Raw genomic sequence first — 16,992 nt, 5'->3', positions numbered from 1 at the left:
ATACATGCCGCCGGCGGCGGCGACCAAGGCCGCGACGCGCTCACACATCCTTGAACAAGGTCCTGGCCATCGATTCGACCGACATGCCGACGGCCTCGATCTTGTCGGCATCGGCCAGCGCCGCCTGGCCGGCATGCGCAACCAACCGGTCGATCAGGTCATCGCGTGCCTGGGTGGCATCCACACTCTGCGTCTGCGGCGTCACCGGCACCGGCGTCAGCCATTCGGCGATCAATGCCTGGTAGGCGGTGGTGTGCTGATGGGCCATCTGCTCGAGAAATTGCACGATGGTGGTAGGGATGCCGGTCAGGGTGCCGTCTAGCGGCTGATTGTTGATCTGCTGGTAGCTCACCGTGGACGCCACCGCGTTGGCGATCGCCACATCGACCAACACATCGATTTCCTTGATCGACGTGTTGCGGTAAAGCGTCTTGATCTGGCCGAGCATCGGCACGGCCCAGGCATGGGGCACGCAATCGAGCGTATTCCACAGATCGACGTTCCATCTCTGATACGGCGCGGCCCCTGCCGCTGGCGGAGGCAATGCCTGCGCGCACAGTGATGCGAACGCACCGTTGCCGGGGGTAGCGCCGGCCGTGGGGTAACAGTGCACCGCGTTGAAATTCTCCAGCTTTCCATTGGTTTTCAGCCAGGCCGCCAAGGTCGGCGATAGCGCGCCACCCAGGCTATGCCCGGCGAAGATCACCGTGGCCTTGCTGCCATCCAGCGATTGCAGGAATTCCAGCAATCCCGTGTTCGGCGCCAGCGCGGAGGGGGGACTGACCATGTTGAGCAGATGCCACACGCCGGTCGCCGCTCCCATCGAGATGACCACGCTCCCCGGCTTGACTGGCTTTTTCGCGGCGACCGGACCGGTGCCAAGCAGCGGCGCATAGCTCGTAAAGTCCACCACCGAGGAAACGTCGAAGTCTTCGGTAAACCAGTCGTAGAGCGACTCTGGATTGGTGGCGCTCAGCGCAACCACATACGCTTCGCCGATGCCGGGCATGGCGTCGGTATGGGCGACATACATCGCGTTGCCCGACAGCGACGAATTGGGCGCTTGCCAGACCTGAGGCCCCCAGACCAGCTGCCAATCGCCGATCCTGGCCTGGCAGTCGGCCGATGCCAGCGTCTGCAACAACGTGGTCTGGTAGTCCGCTTGCAGCGCTGGCTGGCTGCCCCTGCGATCGCCAACCCAGTTGGCAAGTGTGGAGAGCGCGAACGTCTGCTGATATTGGTCGTAACGCATGCAATGACTCCTTTCCCTGGCGTTGCGTGAAAACGCGAGCAAACACGAGCGCAGCGGCGGCATGCGCACTAGAATCTAGCAAGGATTCATTCGTGCGGATGTCGGTTACAGCGCACTTTCGATCTGTCGCACGGATCGAGCCGGATGCTGCCACGCCCGGTGCTGGCTGACCGGTTCCGGACCGGCGCAACGGCATGCCCATGCTGGAGCCGGCGGCAATGACGCGGCGGGCGCCACACTCGCAGCAGTGAACTGACCTCTACAATGGCCGTCCGCTGGGCCGCTTCCCCTCAAGTACATACGATGATCAAACACTGGCTGGCGCGGTTGCGCATTGATCCCTTCACCCTCGCGCTGCTGTGCACGGTCACGCTCGCTTCGCTGCTGCCGGTGTCCGGTACCGCCGCTGCGGTCATGGACGATGTCACCGACGTGGCGATCGCCGCGCTGTTCTTCCTGCATGGCGCGCGGCTATCGCGCGAGGCGGTCAAGGCCGGTGCGCTGCACTGGCGGCTGCATCTGGTGATCCTGGCCTGCACGTTCTTGCTGTTTCCGCTGCTCGGGCTGCTGCTCAAGCCGCTGGCGCATGTGGCGCTGACGCCGGAGCTGTACATCGGCGTGCTGTTCCTGTGCGCGCTGCCGTCCACCGTACAGTCCTCGATCGCGTTCACCTCGATGGCGCGCGGCAATGTCCCGGCCGCGGTCTGCGCAGCCTCGCTTTCCAGCCTGCTGGGGGTGTTCTTCACTCCGCTGCTGATGGGCGCGCTGGTCGGCAGTCAGGGCGCCATGGCGCATCCGGCCGAGGCGATCGGCAAGATCCTGCTGCAATTGCTGGTGCCGTTCCTGGCCGGCCATTTCCTGCGCCCGTGGATCGGTGGCTGGGTCGAACGGCATCGCGCGGTGCTGCGCTACACCGACCAGGCCACCATCCTGCTGGTGGTCTACACCGCCTTCAGCGCGTCGGTGAACGAGGGCCTGTGGCAGAAAACCCCGTTGCCGGCCCTGCTTTCGGTGATCGGCGTGGCGGCGCTGTTGCTGGCGGTGGCGATGGTCTCGATCACCTTCCTTGCGCGGCGCCTGCACTTCAGCCGCGCCGACGAGATCGCCATCGTGTTCTGCGGCTCGAAGAAAAGCCTGGCCACCGGTGTGCCGATGGCCAAGGTGATGTTCGCCGGCGGCGGGCTGGGCGCGATCGTCCTGCCGATCATGCTGTATCACCAGGTGCAGCTGATCGTCTGCGCATTCGTGGCGGCGCGGTATGCGCGCAGCGCTCCAGGCGAGCCGCAGACCAATCCCGGTGGTCATTGAAGGTAACGGCCATCGCATGGTGGTGGTCTGATCGACGACACATGGCACAGCCCACACTGCGTGCGCTGCCGCCAGCGCGAGCCTGCGTCCTCATCGCCAGGCCGCTACGCCCGGCGCGACACCGGTTCGCGTTGCGTGCCGGTGCAGGTTGTAAGCAGATATACAACGGTGATGACGCACTCCGACGCTGGCACAGTGCCGCTCGCTAGAGTCTTCGATCCACCTTGCTGCCGCCCCCATCGGTGATTGCCATGACGCTATCGTTCCGACGCCCTACCCCGTCCCTGATCGCGCTGCTGGCGGTGTTGGCCACGCTCACCGCCTGCAACAAGCCCGCCACGCCGCCAGCCCAGACACAGACCAAGGCAGCCGCCACGCCGGCGCCCGCGTCCAGCATCGCCTGGCGCGAGGGCGATGTGGAAGATGCCTTCGCCGAGGCCAGGGAAAGCGGCAAGCCGATCCTGCTGTACTGGGGTGCGGCCTGGTGCCCGCCCTGCAATCGGCTGAAGGCCACCTTGTTCAAGGACCCGGCCTTCATCGCCCGCACGCAGCAATTCGTGGCAGTGCATCTGGACGGCGATTCGGAGGGCGCGCAGGCCTGGGGCGAACGCTTCGGCATCAAGGGCTACCCGACCATCATCGTGCTGCGCCCGGATCGCAGCGAGATCACCCGCCTGGCCGGCGATGCCGACAACGCGCGTCTGGCCGATGTGCTGCGGGCCGCGGCCAAGAGCACCAGCACCGCCAGGCAACTGCTCGACACTGCATTGCAGACCCCTCAGCAACTCAGCGCGGACGACTGGGCCGTGCTCGGCAACTACGCCTGGGGCGCCGACGATCGGCTGGTCAAGCCGGAGCAGGCCGTCGATGTCCTCACGCGCCTGTCCAGGTCGGCGCCACAGCCGGCGCTGCAACGCAGCTTCGCCCTGGCGGCGATTACCGCAGCCAAGGAGCCGCCCGCCGCCAGCGCGGCGTCGCGCACGTTGCTGGAAGCGGTGTTGGCCGATCCGGCAGAGGTGCGCGCCAATCTCGGCACGCTGAGCTACATGCCCGCATGGCTGGTCGCCGCTGCCAGCAGCGATGCTGGCGAACGCATCACCTTGTCCAATGCGTTGAATCTGGCGCTGGACAAGGTCTACGCCGACACCACACTGCCGATCGCCGACCGGCTCGGCACCGCCTATGCCCGGATCCAGCTGGCACGCCTGGCACAAGGCCAGCCCACTGAAACCGAGGCCAAGGGCCCGCAACCGCCGCTACCCAAGACCGTGGTCGACACCGTGCAACAACGCGTGCAATGGGCGACCGACACCGCCAGGACCGATGAGGAGCGCCAGTCCACCATCAGCACCGCCGCGGCATTGCTCGGCGAGGTGGGCGACCGCAGCGGCGCCGAACAGCTGCTGCTGGCCGAGTTGACGCGCAGCAAGACGCCTTACTACTACATGCCCGAACTGGCCGATCTGGCCGAACGACGCGGCGATAAGAAGACCGCGCTGTCCTGGCTCAGGAGGGCGTACGAAAGCGCGCAAGGACCGGCCACCCGCGTGCAATGGGGCGTGATGTATGTGGATGGCCTGATCCGGCTCAGCCCGGACGACACCGCCGGCATCGAGGCCGCTGCCACGCAGGTGATCGGCGAGCTGGCCGGGCAACCCGATGGCTACCGCCAACGCACCCGGCAACGCTTCGCCACGCTGGGCGCCACGCTGAAGACCTGGAGCAAGCAGCATCGCCAGGAAGGCAATGCGGTACTGACGCGACTGCAGCAGAAGATGCAGAGCAGCTGCGACAGCAAGAACACCAGCGACTGCGCCAGCTGGCTGAGCTGAGCCGGCAGGAGCGAGCAGCCAGCTACATCGCCAATTGAAATGGACTCACTGGCGATGGAGCGGTGGATGCCCGACGGCGCGCTCAACGGGTGTGCAAGAGCGAGATGGGGCAGGTTCCAACCACCGGCCGCATCCGCCTGACGGCTGCCTGGGTCGCAGCTCTATCGATCGCCGTGATGGCAGCAGCGGGCATTCGCTGCCGCTAACGTACCCACGGCAACAGCAGGTGGTCCACCATCAAAAACGCGAACAGCGCCATCAGATAGACGATGGAGTAGCCGAACATCTTCATCGAGAACAATTCGTCCGGCGGGTCGAGCATGCGCCAGGCGTACCAGAGGAACACCACGTTGAGCACCAGCGCACCGCCCAGGTAGAACATTCCGCTCATGCCCACCACCACCGGCAATAGCGTCACGAGCGCCAGCAGCACCGTGTACACCAGGATCTGCTTGCGCGTGTGCGGCACGCCATGGGTCACCGGCAGCATCGGGATCGCGGCCTTGGCGTAATCGGCGCGGCGAAAGATCGCCAGCGCCCAGAAATGCGGTGGCGTCCAGATGAAGATGATCAGCACCAGCAACGAGGCATTGATCCAGTCCGCGGTGGTCGGCAAGCCGGTCACCGCAGCCCAGCCGAGCATCGGCGGCGTGGCGCCGGCCAGACCGCCGATCACGATGTTCTGCGAGGTCGCGCGTTTCAGGTAGACGGTGTAGATCACCGCGTAGCCGATCAGCGAGGCGAAGGTCAGCACTGCGGTGATCACATTCACCCACACCACCAGCAGGGTCATGGAGATCACGATCAGCGCGCCGGCGAACACCAGCACCTGCCACGGCCGCACCTTGCCCACCACCAGCGGACGCCACGAGGTACGCGCCATCTGCGCGTCGATCTTGGCATCGAGCAATTGATTGATCGCCGCCGCCGCCGAGGCGGCCAGCCAGATACCCAGGAAGCCCAGTGCGCCGGTGCGCACCTGCACCCAGGTCGGCATGCCGGGAATGGCCAGGAACATGCCCACCAGCGCGGTGAACACGATCAGTGCCACCACCTTGGGCTTGGTCAGATCCCAGTAATCGCGTGCGCTGACGGCCATGCTCACTCCGGCGCGCGCAACCGCGCCAACAGGGAGACCAGCACGAACAGCAGCGCCACCGCGCCGCCGTTATGCAGCACCGAGACTTCCAGCGGCAGCGCCAGCTTGACGTTGAGCATGCCCAGTGTCACCTGCACGGCCACCAGCAATGCCAACGCACCTGCCCACACCCGCATGCCCGGCGAGCGCGACAACCGCCACGCCAGCCACCACAGGTATAGCGCAGTGGCAATCGCCCATAGCCGGTGCGCCATCTGGATGGCGATGCGCGCCGCACCATCGAGCACGCCGCCTTCGTAATCCACGCCGATACCGCGCCACAGCGTGAAGCCTTCGCGGAAGTCGTGCGGCGGCCACCACTGGCTGACGCAGCGCGGGAAATTGTCCGCCGACCAGCTGCCGCCGCCGCACGCCAGCGCCGCGTAGTTGGCGCTGACCCAGCCACCGAGCGCGATCTGCAGGCCCAACACCGCCACGCCCAGGCGCAGCAGCCATTTCAACCGCGAGGCGTCGGCCAGCGTGATCGGCAGGTGCGTAGCGCGCCAGGCCATCCACACCAGCAGCGAGAACATCAGCATGCCGCCGAGCAGATGGCCCATCACCACGATGGGCTTGAGCAGCAGCGTCACCGTCCACATGCCCAGCAGCGCCTGGAAGATCACCACCGCCAGCGTCAGCACCGCCGCGCGCGCCAGGTCGATGTTGCTCCAGCGCAAGGCCGCCAACAGCAGGATGGCTTCGCCGGCCAGCGCCACGCCCATCGCCAACCCATGCCAGCCGGACATGTACAGCGGGATCGACAACGCCACCAGCACCGCGGCCGAAACGACCTGGGCTATCCCCATGCGACGGCGGCGCGCGGCCAGTAGCGTCAGCACCAGCACCTCCACTCCCAGCGCCCCGGCCAGGAAGCGGTGCACCTGCTCACGCCAGGCCTTGTGCGACTCCAGCGGCCGGATCTTGCTGGCCACATGCGTGTTGGCTTCGTCGGTGGTCTGCGGCCAGGTCACGCGGCCATAGCAGGTCGGCCAGTCCGGGCAGCTCATGCCGGCATCGGACAGGCGCACGAACGAACCGAACAGGATCGTGCTCGCAGTGAACAACGCTGCCAGCCAGGCCATGCGGTGGAAGTGGCGGAACAGTGCCGGTGGCGCAAACAGATTCATCGAAACGAGCTCACATCAGTTTCAGCAGCTTGACCAGATCCGAGCGCAGGCCGGCCGGGTCGAAGCCCGGTGCATAGCGCAGGATCACGAAGCCGTTGGGATCGATCACATACACCGGCACACCGGCTGCATCGTCGACCTGCGGCAGCGCGCCCCGCAGCTGCGCATCGTCGCGCAGCACGCGCAGGGCCGGCATCGGCGGCAGCCCGGCCGGCGGTGTACCGATCCACAGCACCTCCACCTTGTCGGCGCGATGTCCCAGCAATTGCCATACCTTGTCCAGTTCCGCGGCCAATGCCAGGCACTGCTGCGCACACCCTGCAGGCGGAGCCAGGGCGATCCGCCACACGCGCTCGCCAGGTGCCCATGCATACGGCTTCCCGTCCGCGCGCACCGGCGTCAGCGCACGCAGGTCGGCAGGCGGATTGAGCAATTGGCCGTTGTTGCGCATCGACGCCGGCTGCCAGCCGGCAAAGCGCAGCACGCCGGCCAGCAACATCGAGCCGAAGAACAGCACCGCCAGGGCAATCAGCATTCTGCGGCCGCGTTTGACCGCGTGCGGTGTGGCCGATGGAGAGGTGGTCATAGCGGCGATTTTCTCATGCCGCAGGCGTCAGTGCCCGCGCATGCGCCGCCGCGCACGCCAGCTCAGCAGCGCGGCAGTACTGAGCACCGCAAGCGCCAGCCCGAACCATTGCACTGCGTAACCCAAGTGCCGCGCGGGCGGCAGCGTGTTGGGCAGCATGTCCAGATCGCGCACGTAACCCACCGGCAAGGCCGGATCCAGGCGCAGCACCTGCGACGAAATGTCGCGGCTGCCCAGCGCCTCGCGCACGGCCTGCGGGTCCAGCCGCGTAGCCAGCCAGGTGCCCGCAGTGGCGGTGGGCGCCAGTGCAGGGCCGATCGCCAGCCCGGCCGACGGCGGTGCACTGACCAGGCCCTGCACCGCCCGCGCGCCGTCGAGCGCCGCGAGGTGCGGCAGCTGCCGGTTCGCCGGCAACGGCAGCCAGCCAAGATCGACCAACAACGTCCCCGCTGCCCCCTCCACCGCGGCGAGTTGATACACGCGCACACCGGCACGCCCATCATGCAGTTGGTTATCCAGCAGGACCTGTTGCGGCAGGAAGCGCACACGTCCGGTGACCCAGCTCAGCGCCTGCGGGCTGGCCAGGGCCTGCACCAGGGTCAACGGCTTCTCCCCCACATGCGCCGCGCGTTCCAGCAGCGCTTCCTTGCTGTGCATGCGTTGCAGCTGCCACTGCCCCAGCGACGCAAACCCCGCGCTCACCAGCACCGCCAGTGCCCAGCCCAGCATCCCCGTGTGCTTGCGCGTCATGACAAGCGGCGCAAAAAGGCGTGCAATGCGACAACCACGCCGACGACCACCGGGGCTGCTGTGAACGATTCGCTCAAGACGCTGCTGATTGTCGCCTTCCTGATCGTGATTCTGTGGAACCTGGGCGCCGGCCTCTACTACCTGCTCACCGACCGCGGCCAGACCAAACGCACCGTCAACGCACTCACCTGGCGCATCGGCTTATCGGTCGCCTTGATCGCGATCGTGATCATCGGCATCTACACCGGCTGGATCAAGCCACATGGCGTCGGCCGCTGAGGGGCCGGGATCGGGGATTCGACATTGGGGATTCGCAAACGCGCAGGCGCCTGGTCTGGCGAATCCCGAATCACCACTGCCGAATCCCCGCCCTCAAAGGACATACACGAACAGGAACAGCGCCAGCCACACCACGTCGACGAAGTGCCAGTACCACGCGGCCGCTTCGAAGGCGAAGTGGTTGTCGCGGGTGAAGTGGCCCTTGGCCGCGCGTAGCCACATCACCGCCAGCATGATCGTGCCCAGCAGCACATGCATGCCATGGAATCCGGTGAGCATGAAGAAGGTGGAGCCGTAGATGCCCGAACCCAGGGTGAGATTGAGTTCGGTGTAGGCGTGGATGTACTCCTCCGCCTGCAGGAACAAGAACACGCAGCCCAGCAGCACCGTCAGCCCCAGCCACAGCAGCAGCGCACCGCGGCGCCCGCCCTTCAGCGCGTGGTGCGCAATGGTCAGGGTCACGCCCGAGCTGAGTAGGATCAGGGTATTGATCAGCGGCAGGCCCCAGGCCGGGATGGTCTGGAACTGCCCGCCGATCGTGCCCGGTCCATTGGTCGGCCAGGCCGCCGAATAGCCATTCCAGAGCAATTCGTTGGTCATCACCCCGTCGCCCTCGCCGCCCAGCCAGGGCAGCGTGAGCACGCGCGTGTAGAACAACGCGCCGAAGAAGGCGCCGAAGAACATCACTTCGGAAAAAATGAACCACACCATCCCCATGCGGAACGAACCGTCCACCTGGCGGTTGTAGTTGCCGGCATTCGACTCGCGAATGACATCGCCAAACCACATGAACAACGTCGCCAGCAACATCGCCATGCCGGCGAAGAACGTCCAGCGGCCCCAGGCCGCATCATTGAGCCAGCTGGCCACGCCGATCATCATAACGAACATCGCAATGGAGCCGACGAACGGCCATTTGCTCTGGCTCGGGACGAAATACGCATCGGCGTTGGGACTGTGATCGGCCATGGCGTTGCTTCCGTGTCGTGGTAAGGGTGGATGGATTTACGGTGCGGCGCGTGGCGCACCGGAGGCGCCTGCGCCCTGCAATTCAGAGGTCAGCGCATCGTTGCGGTAGAACGTATAGGACAAGGTGATGGTGGTGACTTCCGGCGGCAGCGCCGGATCGACGATGAAACGCAGCGGCATGTCGCGCGTCTCGCCGGCCTGCAAGGTCTGCGCGGTGAAGCAGAAACATTCGGTCTTGTTGAAATATCCCGATGCACGCGCGGGTGCGACCGACGGTACCGCGCTGCCGACCACTGCGCGTGCACTGTCGTTGCGTGCGAAGTACAGCGCTTCGTTGAGCTCGCCCGGCACCACATCCATCGTCATCTGCTCGGGATGGAAGGTCCACGGCAATTTGGAATTGACACCGGCATCGAACTCCACCCGCACCGTACGCTTGCCTGGCACGGCGAGCGTGCCCGCGCCTGCCCGCGCGTTGCCGGGCGCGCGCTCCATGCGGATACCGAAGACCTTCTCGCAGGCGATGCGGTACAGCGGCACCAAGGAAAACGTCAGTACGAACACACCCAGTACCACGGCAAGCAGCTTGAACAAGCCAGCGGTCGGTGCAGGCGCGGGCGCACGTGCACTCACCGCCCGATGACTCCGGATGCGATGAATCCCGCGTAGATCAGCAACGCGATGATGCCGACCGTGATCGCCGTGCGTCGCACCGCGCGACGCTGCTGCGCCTGCCGCTCGGCCGCAGACAACAGGCGCGTCACTGCCGATTCCGGGGCGGACTCAGTGACCGATGTCTTCATGCGCAAGATCTCCAGGCTTGATCACCGGTGGCACGGTGAAGGTATGCGCCGGCGCCGGCGATGGCACCGTCCACTCCAGCCCCTTGGCACCTTCCCATGCACGCGCATCGGCCTTGGCGCCGCCGCGTAGCGAGGCAAACAGGATGCCGGCCATCAGGAACGGGGTGGCGAACATGCCGAACGCACCGATCGAGCTGACCAGGTTCCAGTCGGCGAACACCACGTTGTAGTCGGGGATACGCCGCGGCATGCCGGCCAGGCCGAGGAAGTGCTGCGGGAAGAACAGCAGGTTGACGAAGATCATCGTCCACCAGAAATGGAACTTGGCCCAGGTCTCGTTGTACATGCGCCCGGTCCACTTCGGCCACCAGTAGTACACCGCTGCGATCAGCGCGAACACCGCGCCGGTGACCAGCACGTAGTGGAAATGCGCCACCACGAAGTAGGTGTCGTGATATTGGAAGTCGGCCGGCACGATCGCCAGCATCAGGCCCGAGAATCCGCCGATGCTGAAGAGGATCACGAACGCCACCGCCCACAGCATCGGCGATTCGAAGGTCAGCGACCCCTTCCACATCGTACTGACCCAGTTGAACACCTTCACCCCGGTCGGGATGGAGATCAGCATGGTGGCGAACATGAAGTAGATCTCGCCCCCAAGCGGCATGCCCACGGTGAACATGTGGTGCGCCCACACGATGAAGCTCAGGAACGCGATCGCCGCAATCGCGTAGACCATCGCCTGGTACCCGAACAGCGGCTTGCGGCTGAAGGTGGGGATGATCTCGCTGACCACGCCGAACGCCGGCAGGATCATGATGTACACCTCCGGGTGGCCGAAGAACCAGAAGATATGCTGGTACATCACCGGGTCGCCGCCACCGGCCGCATTGAAGAAGCTGGTGCCGAAGAACTTGTCGGTCAGCAACATGGTCACCGCACCGGCCAGCACCGGCATCACCGCGATCAGCAGGAAGGCGGTGATCAGCCATGCCCAGCAGAAGATCGGCATCTTCAGCAGGTCGATGCCCGGCGCGCGCATGTTCAGCACGGTGGCGATGATGTTGATCGCGCCCATGATCGAGCTGACACCGGCAACATGGATCGCGAACACGCTGAAGGCCACGTTGTAGCCGCCCTGCAGCGACAGCGGCGGGTACAGCGTCCAGCCACCGGCCGGCGCACCGCCGGGCAGGAACAGCGTCAGCAACAGCAAAGTGAAGGCCACCGGCAACAGCCAGAACGACCAGTTGTTCATGCGCGGCAACGCCATGTCCGGCGCGCCGATCTGCAGCGGAATCATCCAGTTGGCCAGCCCCACGAAGGCCGGCATCACCCCGCCGAAGATCATCACCAGCGCATGCACGGTGGTCATCTGGTTGAAGAATTCCGGCTTGACGAATTGCAGGCCCGGCTCCATGAGTTCGGCGCGGATCACCACGCTCATCGCCGCGCCGATGATGAACATCACGAAGGAGAACAACAGATACAGCGTGCCGATGTCCTTGTGATTGGTCGAAAAGAACCAGCGCTCGACGAAACCGGGCTGGTGGTGTCCGTGGTGATCGACTGCGGTATGCGCCATGACGGAACGACCTCTGCGAAGCGGTGCGGTTGCGTGCGGTTAAAGAGCGGCGGTCGGTGCGGCAGCCGGCGTCGCGGGTGCGGGTGCAGGCGCCGCGTCGCCAGCGGGCGCCGGCGTGGGTGTTGCAGGGGCGGGCGCCGCGGGAGCCGGTGCCGCACCTGCGGGCGCCGCTTGCGCCGCGCCGCGCCGCGAGGCCAGCCAGCGCTGGAATTCGGCCTTGGGCAAGGCTTCGACCACGATCGGCATGAACCCGTGGTCCTTGCCGCACAATTCGGCACATTGCCCGCGGTACACGCCCGGTTGCTCGATATTGGTCCAGGCTTCGTTGACGATGCCCGGGATCGCGTCCTGCTTCCAGCCCAGCGCCGGCACCCACCAAGCGTGGATGACATCGTCGGCGGTGATCACGAAGCGGATCTTGGTGTCGACCGGCAACACCAGCCGGTTATCGACGTCCAGCAGATAGTGCGGCTGCGACGCCGCAGTCGGACGTTCGCCACTCTGGCGGATCCGATCGGATTCGCGCGCCAGGCGACTGGTGAATTCCACGCCCTGGCCCAGGTACTCGTATTTCCACATCCATTGATAGCCGGTGACCTTGACCGTCATTTCCGATTCGCGGGTGTCGTACATCGCAATCAGCTTGGCAGTCGCCGGCCAGGCCATGGCGATCAACACCAGCACCGGGATCACCGTCCACAGCACTTCGGCCTTGGTGTTATGGCTGAACTGCGCAGCCACCGCACCCTTGGACTTGCGAAACTTGAAGATGGCATAGCCCATCGCGCCGAACACCAGCGCGCCGATCACCACGCAGACCCACAGCGCCACCATATGCGCTTCGTAGGCCATGCGCGCGGTCTGGGTGACCCCGCGGCCCATGTTGAGCTGCCATTCCTTGGGGTCGGCAGACTGCGCCACGGCGGCTGGCGCGATCGCCAGCGCCGCCAATGACAGTCCCCATCCGGTGTAGATCGATTTCCAGCTGCTGCGTTGCGTCATTGCCTAGACCCTTACGTCATCGGTGACGGCCATTGGCGGCCGCGAGCAAGCGTTTCAGCGTATCTGCCAGTTCCACACGTTCGGCCGGCCCGAGAAAACTTCCGATCTCGATCTGCCTGCCGCTGCTCACCAACAGCACCCTGTCATCCCGTTCCATGCACAGCCGCACCCAATGCGGATGTACCTGAAACGCTGGTGGCGCACGCCCGGACGGAAATACCTCGACAGCGGTTTCCCCAACCCGGATCGCTTCTTCGCGCTCGCCGCTTCGCCACAACTGCCGCAGCGCCAGCGCCACCACACCACTGTGCAACAGGGCGAACACCGGCGCGAATGCATTGCCGGTCCACCACCCCAGGCCCGCAAACAACCACATCGTTCCAGCCAAGACCACAAACAACAGGACGAACTGCCGGGACGACAGTGCCCGCGGAGGCCGCAACCGCAATTGCGTCCCGGCCCCTTCGGACATCAATGGCAGCACTTCGATCATCGGCCACACGCAGCGCACTGCGGGAACAGCCCGATGGTAGACCTGCGCCGACGCATGCGGCAAGCGTTTCCGGCAATCGGCAATTTGCTGCAGTGCAGCTAAAAGTGCGCGTCAAATCAATCACTTCCCGAAAACCTGGGGGTGCACGCAGCGCTGAGTGGGGTCGCCATCACAACCACGGGCGACCTGCACAAAACGGCGGGAAAGCTGCCGCATCCGCACAAGTGTGCAACCGCCGTGGCTCACTAGAATGAGCACGGTTATCAAGGCCCATTTCGCATGAACGCTCAGCTCGATCCAACTGCCTCTTCCAGTACCGCCCACATGCTGCTGGCGCCCGAATTACCGGCAGCGCCCGGTGCATTGCGCGCCGCCATCACCGCCGCCTGGCTCAAGGACGAAGCCGAACACGTGCACGAGCTGCTCGACCAGGCGCGTCTGCCCGCTGCCGATCAGGCCAAGGTGCAGGCGCTTGCCGCCGACCTGGTCACCCGCGTGCGCGCCCGTGCGCAGGATCAGGGCGCAATCGAAGCCTTCATGCGCCAGTACGACCTCGGCAGCGAGGAAGGCGTGTTGCTGATGTGCGTGGCCGAAGCGCTGCTGCGCATTCCCGATCAGGACACTGCAGACAAGCTGATCCGCGACAAACTGGGCGATGCGGATTGGAAAAAGCACATGGGCGGCAGCGATTCGATGCTGGTCAACGCCTCCACGTGGGGCCTGATGCTCACTGGCAGGCTGGTGCAACTCAACGACCTCACCCGCGCCGATGTGCCTGGTGCGTTCAAGCGCCTGATCGGCCGCGTCGGCGAGCCGGTGATCCGCCTGGCCGTGCGTCAGGCCATGAAGATCATGGGCCACCAGTTCGTCATGGGCCGGACCATCGGCGAGGCCCTGTCGCGCTCGCGCAAGGGCGACAACGCCAACTACCGCTATTCGTTCGACATGCTCGGCGAAGGCGCGCTCACCATGAAGGACGCGCAACGCTACCTGCAGGCGTATCGCGATGCCATCCATGCGATCGGCCGCAGCGGCAACTTCGTCGGCACCGATGTGTTCGCCGCGCCCAGCATTTCGATCAAGCTGTCGGCGCTGTATCCGCGTTACGAGCACGCCAAGCGCGCACGCGTGATGGCAGAGCTGGTTCCGGGCGTGCTGGAGCTGGCGCAGCTGGCCAAGTCCTATGGCATCGGCTACACCGTCGACGCCGAGGAAGCCGACCGCCTGGAACTGTCGCTGGACATCATCGAAGCCACGTTCTCGGATCCGTCGCTGGATGGCTGGGAAGGCTATGGCCTGGCCGTGCAGGCGTATCAGAAGCGCACGCCCTATACGATCGACTTCCTGGCCGACCTGGCACGTCGCGTCGGTCGCCGAATTCCCGTGCGCCTGGTCAAGGGTGCGTACTGGGATGCGGAGATCAAGCGCGCCCAGATCGAAGGCCATCCCGGCTACCCGGTATTCACCCGCAAGCAGAATACCGACGTGTCCTACCTGGCCTGTGCACGACGGATGTTCGCGCACAGCGATGCGCTGTATCCCATGTTCGCCACCCACAATGCGCAGACCATCGCTGCGGTGCGTGCGATCTCCGGCGGCAAGGTCTACGAGCACCAGAAGCTGCACGGCATGGGCGATGACCTGTACGCCGAAGTGATTCCGGCAGATCGCCTGGGTTTGCCATGCCGGGTGTATGCGCCGGTCGGCTCGCATGAGGATCTGCTGCCCTATCTTGTGCGCCGGCTGCTCGAGAACGGCGCCAATTCCAGCTTCGTCAATCGCATCACCGATGAGGATGTCGCCATCGAGGACCTGATCCGCGATCCGGTCGAAGCGGTGTCGTCGTTTGCTTCGATCCCGCATCCCAAGATCCCGCTGCCGACCGATCTGTTGCGCAGCCAGAACCAACACAGGAAAAATTCCATGGGCGCCAATCTCGCCAACGACAACGATCTGCGGCAGCTGGCCGACCAACTCAACGCCGCGATCAAGCCGTGGGCGGCCATGCCGCTGGTGCCCGGCGCAGTCGTCGGCACGCCGCGCGCGCCTGTGCTCAATCCTGCAGATCGCCGCGAGACGGTCGGGCATTGGCAGCCATCCGACCCGGCCACCGTGCAGAAGGCGCTTGCGGCCGCAGCGGCCGCGCAGCCAGCCTGGAATCGCACGCCGGCGGCAAGCCGCGCCACCATCCTGGAGCACGCCGCCGACCTGCTGGAAGCGCGCATGCCCGAGTTCATGGCGATCTGCGTCAAGGAAGCCGGCAAGACCCTGCCCGATGCCGTCGCCGAGGTCCGCGAAGCGGTCGATTTCCTGCGTTACTACGCTGGCCAGGCACGCGCGCAATTCGGCGCGCGCGAACGCCTGCCCGGGCCGACCGGCGAATCCAACGAACTGCAGCTGCATGGCCGTGGCGTCTTCGTCTGCATCAGCCCGTGGAACTTCCCTCTGGCGATCTTCCTCGGCCAGGTCGCGGCAGCACTGGCCGCGGGCAACACGGTCATCGCCAAACCGGCCGAGCAGACCAATCTGATCGGCTTTGCAGCGGTCAAGCTGCTGCACGAATCCGGCGTACCGGAAGCGGCCGTTCAGTTCCTGCCGGGCGATGGCGCCACCGTCGGTGCCGCACTGACCAACGATCCGCGCGTGGCCGGTGTCGCCTTCACCGGCTCCACCGAGACCGCGCGCATCATCAACCGCACCCTTGCGGCGCGCGATGCGGCCATCGGCGTCTTGATCGCCGAGACCGGTGGCCAGAACGCGTTCATCGCCGACTCGTCCTCGCTGCCGGAGGCAGTGGTCAAGGACGCGATCTCCAGCGCCTTCATCTCCGCCGGACAGCGCTGCTCTGCGGCGCGTGTGCTGTTCGTCCAGGACGACATCGCCGACAAGGTCATGACCATGCTGGCCGGTGCCATGGGCGAGTTGAAGATCGGCGATCCGGGCCTGTTGTCGACCGACGTTGGTCCGGTGATCGATGCCGATGCGCTCAAGATCCTGGAAGATCACGCGGCGCGCATGGACCGCGAAGCGCGTCTGATCGCGACCACCAGGCTGGATGCAGGTACCGCCCACGGAAGCTTCTTCGCGCCACGTGCCTATGAATTGACCTCGCTCGCGCAGTTGCAGCGCGAGGTGTTCGGCCCCGTGCTGCATGTCATTCGCTGGAAGGCCGACCAACTCGATACGGTGATCGAGCAGATCAATGCCACAGGCTATGGCCTGACGCTGGGCGTGCATTCGCGCATCGACGAGACCATTGAGCGCATCACCTCGCGTGTCGCGGTGGGCAATGTCTACGTCAACCGCAATCAGATCGGCGCAGTGGTCGGGGTTCAACCGTTCGGCGGCCAGGGACTGTCCGGGACCGGCCCCAAGGCCGGCGGCCCGCATTACCTGCTGCGCTTTGCCACCGAAAAGGTCGTCACCGTCAACACCACTGCCGCAGGCGGCAATGCCTCGCTGCTGACGCTGGGGGACTAAGGCGGTTCACCGAGAACGCGCATCAGCCTCGCCACAAAAAACCCCGCAAAAGCGGGGTTTTTTGTGGGTGTAACGCCTCACGCTAGGTCACTTTCCCCAGGTAAACAACCGTGTAAGGCTGGTCGTAATTCCCTACGGCCGGAGTGGTTCTTCAAAAACAAGAACTAAGGACCGCATGTTGTGGAATCGTCTCGGCAAGATTCGCAACGCCTCAGAACCTGGGAGGAATTGGACCTGTGCGTGCCCTGTCTTGGCAGCGGCAGCCCACGCGTCGCGTCCAGGCACTCCTGTCCAGCGCACGCCATCCAGTACCGCCGGTCGTCCCCGGCAAAGCAGAACATGGAGGTATGCGTAGCAAAAGCAACCTGCGCGCTGCCGCATTGGCGGA

Annotated in this window: 15 protein-coding genes; 4 read left to right on the top strand and 11 right to left on the bottom strand. The window is 65.3% G+C overall.

The window, feature by feature from the left end:
• Positions 1-40 precede the first annotated feature (40 nt).
• Positions 41-1,252, bottom strand: a complete 1,212-nt coding sequence (locus XcodCFBP4690_RS20205; protein ID WP_104543870.1) for a lipase family protein — start codon at positions 1,250-1,252, stop codon at positions 41-43.
• Between the two features lie 303 nt (positions 1,253-1,555).
• Here XcodCFBP4690_RS20205 and XcodCFBP4690_RS20200 point away from each other — a divergent pair, with 303 nt between their 5' ends.
• Positions 1,556-2,560, top strand: coding sequence for a bile acid:sodium symporter family protein (locus XcodCFBP4690_RS20200; RefSeq protein ID WP_146091987.1), 1,005 nt, complete (start codon positions 1,556-1,558; stop codon positions 2,558-2,560).
• Between the two features lie 251 nt (positions 2,561-2,811).
• The gene (locus XcodCFBP4690_RS20195) at positions 2,812-4,392 is read left to right on the top strand and encodes a thioredoxin family protein (protein ID WP_104543868.1); all 1,581 of its coding nucleotides are present in this window, start codon (positions 2,812-2,814) and stop codon (positions 4,390-4,392) included.
• Positions 4,393-4,594: 202 nt separating this feature from the next.
• Here the strand turns inward: XcodCFBP4690_RS20195 and cyoE are convergent, their stop codons facing one another.
• The 4 genes from cyoE to XcodCFBP4690_RS20175 are packed head-to-tail and all read right to left on the bottom strand — an operon-like array spanning position 4,595 to position 7,993.
• Positions 4,595-5,491: a heme o synthase gene (cyoE, locus tag XcodCFBP4690_RS20190; RefSeq protein WP_104543866.1), complete on the bottom strand. Its 897-nt coding sequence runs from the start codon at positions 5,489-5,491 to the stop codon at positions 4,595-4,597.
• 2 nt (positions 5,492-5,493) lie between these two features.
• Complete coding sequence (locus XcodCFBP4690_RS20185; protein WP_064508200.1) at positions 5,494-6,657, bottom strand: COX15/CtaA family protein; 1,164 nt, start codon at positions 6,655-6,657, stop codon at positions 5,494-5,496.
• A 10-nt stretch (positions 6,658-6,667) separates the two neighbouring features.
• Positions 6,668-7,243: a hypothetical protein gene (locus tag XcodCFBP4690_RS20180; RefSeq protein ID WP_104543864.1), complete on the bottom strand. Its 576-nt coding sequence runs from the start codon at positions 7,241-7,243 to the stop codon at positions 6,668-6,670.
• A 27-nt stretch (positions 7,244-7,270) separates the two neighbouring features.
• On the bottom strand, positions 7,271-7,993 hold the full coding sequence (locus XcodCFBP4690_RS20175) for an SURF1 family protein (RefSeq protein WP_104543862.1): 723 nt from the start codon (positions 7,991-7,993) through the stop codon (positions 7,271-7,273).
• A gap of 60 nt (positions 7,994-8,053) precedes the next feature.
• Between XcodCFBP4690_RS20175 and XcodCFBP4690_RS20170 the strand changes: the two genes are divergently transcribed.
• The gene (locus XcodCFBP4690_RS20170; protein ID WP_104543860.1) at positions 8,054-8,272 is read left to right on the top strand and encodes a twin transmembrane helix small protein; all 219 of its coding nucleotides are present in this window, start codon (positions 8,054-8,056) and stop codon (positions 8,270-8,272) included.
• A 93-nt stretch (positions 8,273-8,365) separates the two neighbouring features.
• Here the strand turns inward: XcodCFBP4690_RS20170 and XcodCFBP4690_RS20165 are convergent, their stop codons facing one another.
• The 6 genes from XcodCFBP4690_RS20165 to XcodCFBP4690_RS20140 are packed head-to-tail and all read right to left on the bottom strand — an operon-like array spanning position 8,366 to position 13,124.
• On the bottom strand, positions 8,366-9,241 hold the full coding sequence (locus XcodCFBP4690_RS20165; RefSeq protein ID WP_029221429.1) for a cytochrome c oxidase subunit 3: 876 nt from the start codon (positions 9,239-9,241) through the stop codon (positions 8,366-8,368).
• Between the two features lie 36 nt (positions 9,242-9,277).
• Entirely contained in the window at positions 9,278-9,874 is a 597-nt protein-coding gene (locus XcodCFBP4690_RS20160; protein ID WP_104543858.1) for a cytochrome c oxidase assembly protein, read from the bottom strand.
• Positions 9,871-10,005, bottom strand: a complete 135-nt coding sequence (locus XcodCFBP4690_RS23310) for a hypothetical protein (RefSeq protein WP_008577456.1) — start codon at positions 10,003-10,005, stop codon at positions 9,871-9,873. The genes XcodCFBP4690_RS20160 and XcodCFBP4690_RS23310 overlap by 4 nt, the downstream gene beginning before the upstream one ends.
• 19 nt (positions 10,006-10,024) lie before the next feature.
• Positions 10,025-11,629 (bottom strand): cytochrome c oxidase subunit I, encoded by a 1,605-nt coding sequence (gene ctaD, locus XcodCFBP4690_RS20150; RefSeq protein WP_104543854.1) that lies wholly within the window; start codon positions 11,627-11,629, stop codon positions 10,025-10,027.
• 39 nt (positions 11,630-11,668) lie between these two features.
• A complete protein-coding gene (coxB, locus tag XcodCFBP4690_RS20145) occupies positions 11,669-12,631 on the bottom strand; it encodes a cytochrome c oxidase subunit II (RefSeq protein ID WP_104543852.1) in 963 nt (320 codons plus the stop codon).
• Positions 12,632-12,647: 16 nt separating this feature from the next.
• Positions 12,648-13,124, bottom strand: a complete 477-nt coding sequence (locus XcodCFBP4690_RS20140) for a DUF2244 domain-containing protein (RefSeq protein WP_167394727.1) — start codon at positions 13,122-13,124, stop codon at positions 12,648-12,650.
• 279 nt (positions 13,125-13,403) lie between these two features.
• On the opposite strand from XcodCFBP4690_RS20140, the gene putA reads away from it, so the two are divergent.
• Positions 13,404-16,604: a bifunctional proline dehydrogenase/L-glutamate gamma-semialdehyde dehydrogenase PutA gene (gene putA, locus XcodCFBP4690_RS20135; RefSeq protein WP_104543850.1), complete on the top strand. Its 3,201-nt coding sequence runs from the start codon at positions 13,404-13,406 to the stop codon at positions 16,602-16,604.
• Positions 16,605-16,992: the final 388 nt, after the last annotated feature.

This window comes from Xanthomonas codiaei (assembly GCF_002939785.1).
GTDB lineage: Bacteria > Pseudomonadota > Gammaproteobacteria > Xanthomonadales > Xanthomonadaceae > Xanthomonas > Xanthomonas codiaei.
The sequence above is the reverse complement of the archived record's forward strand: the minus strand, read 5'-3'. Positions and strand labels throughout refer to the sequence as shown.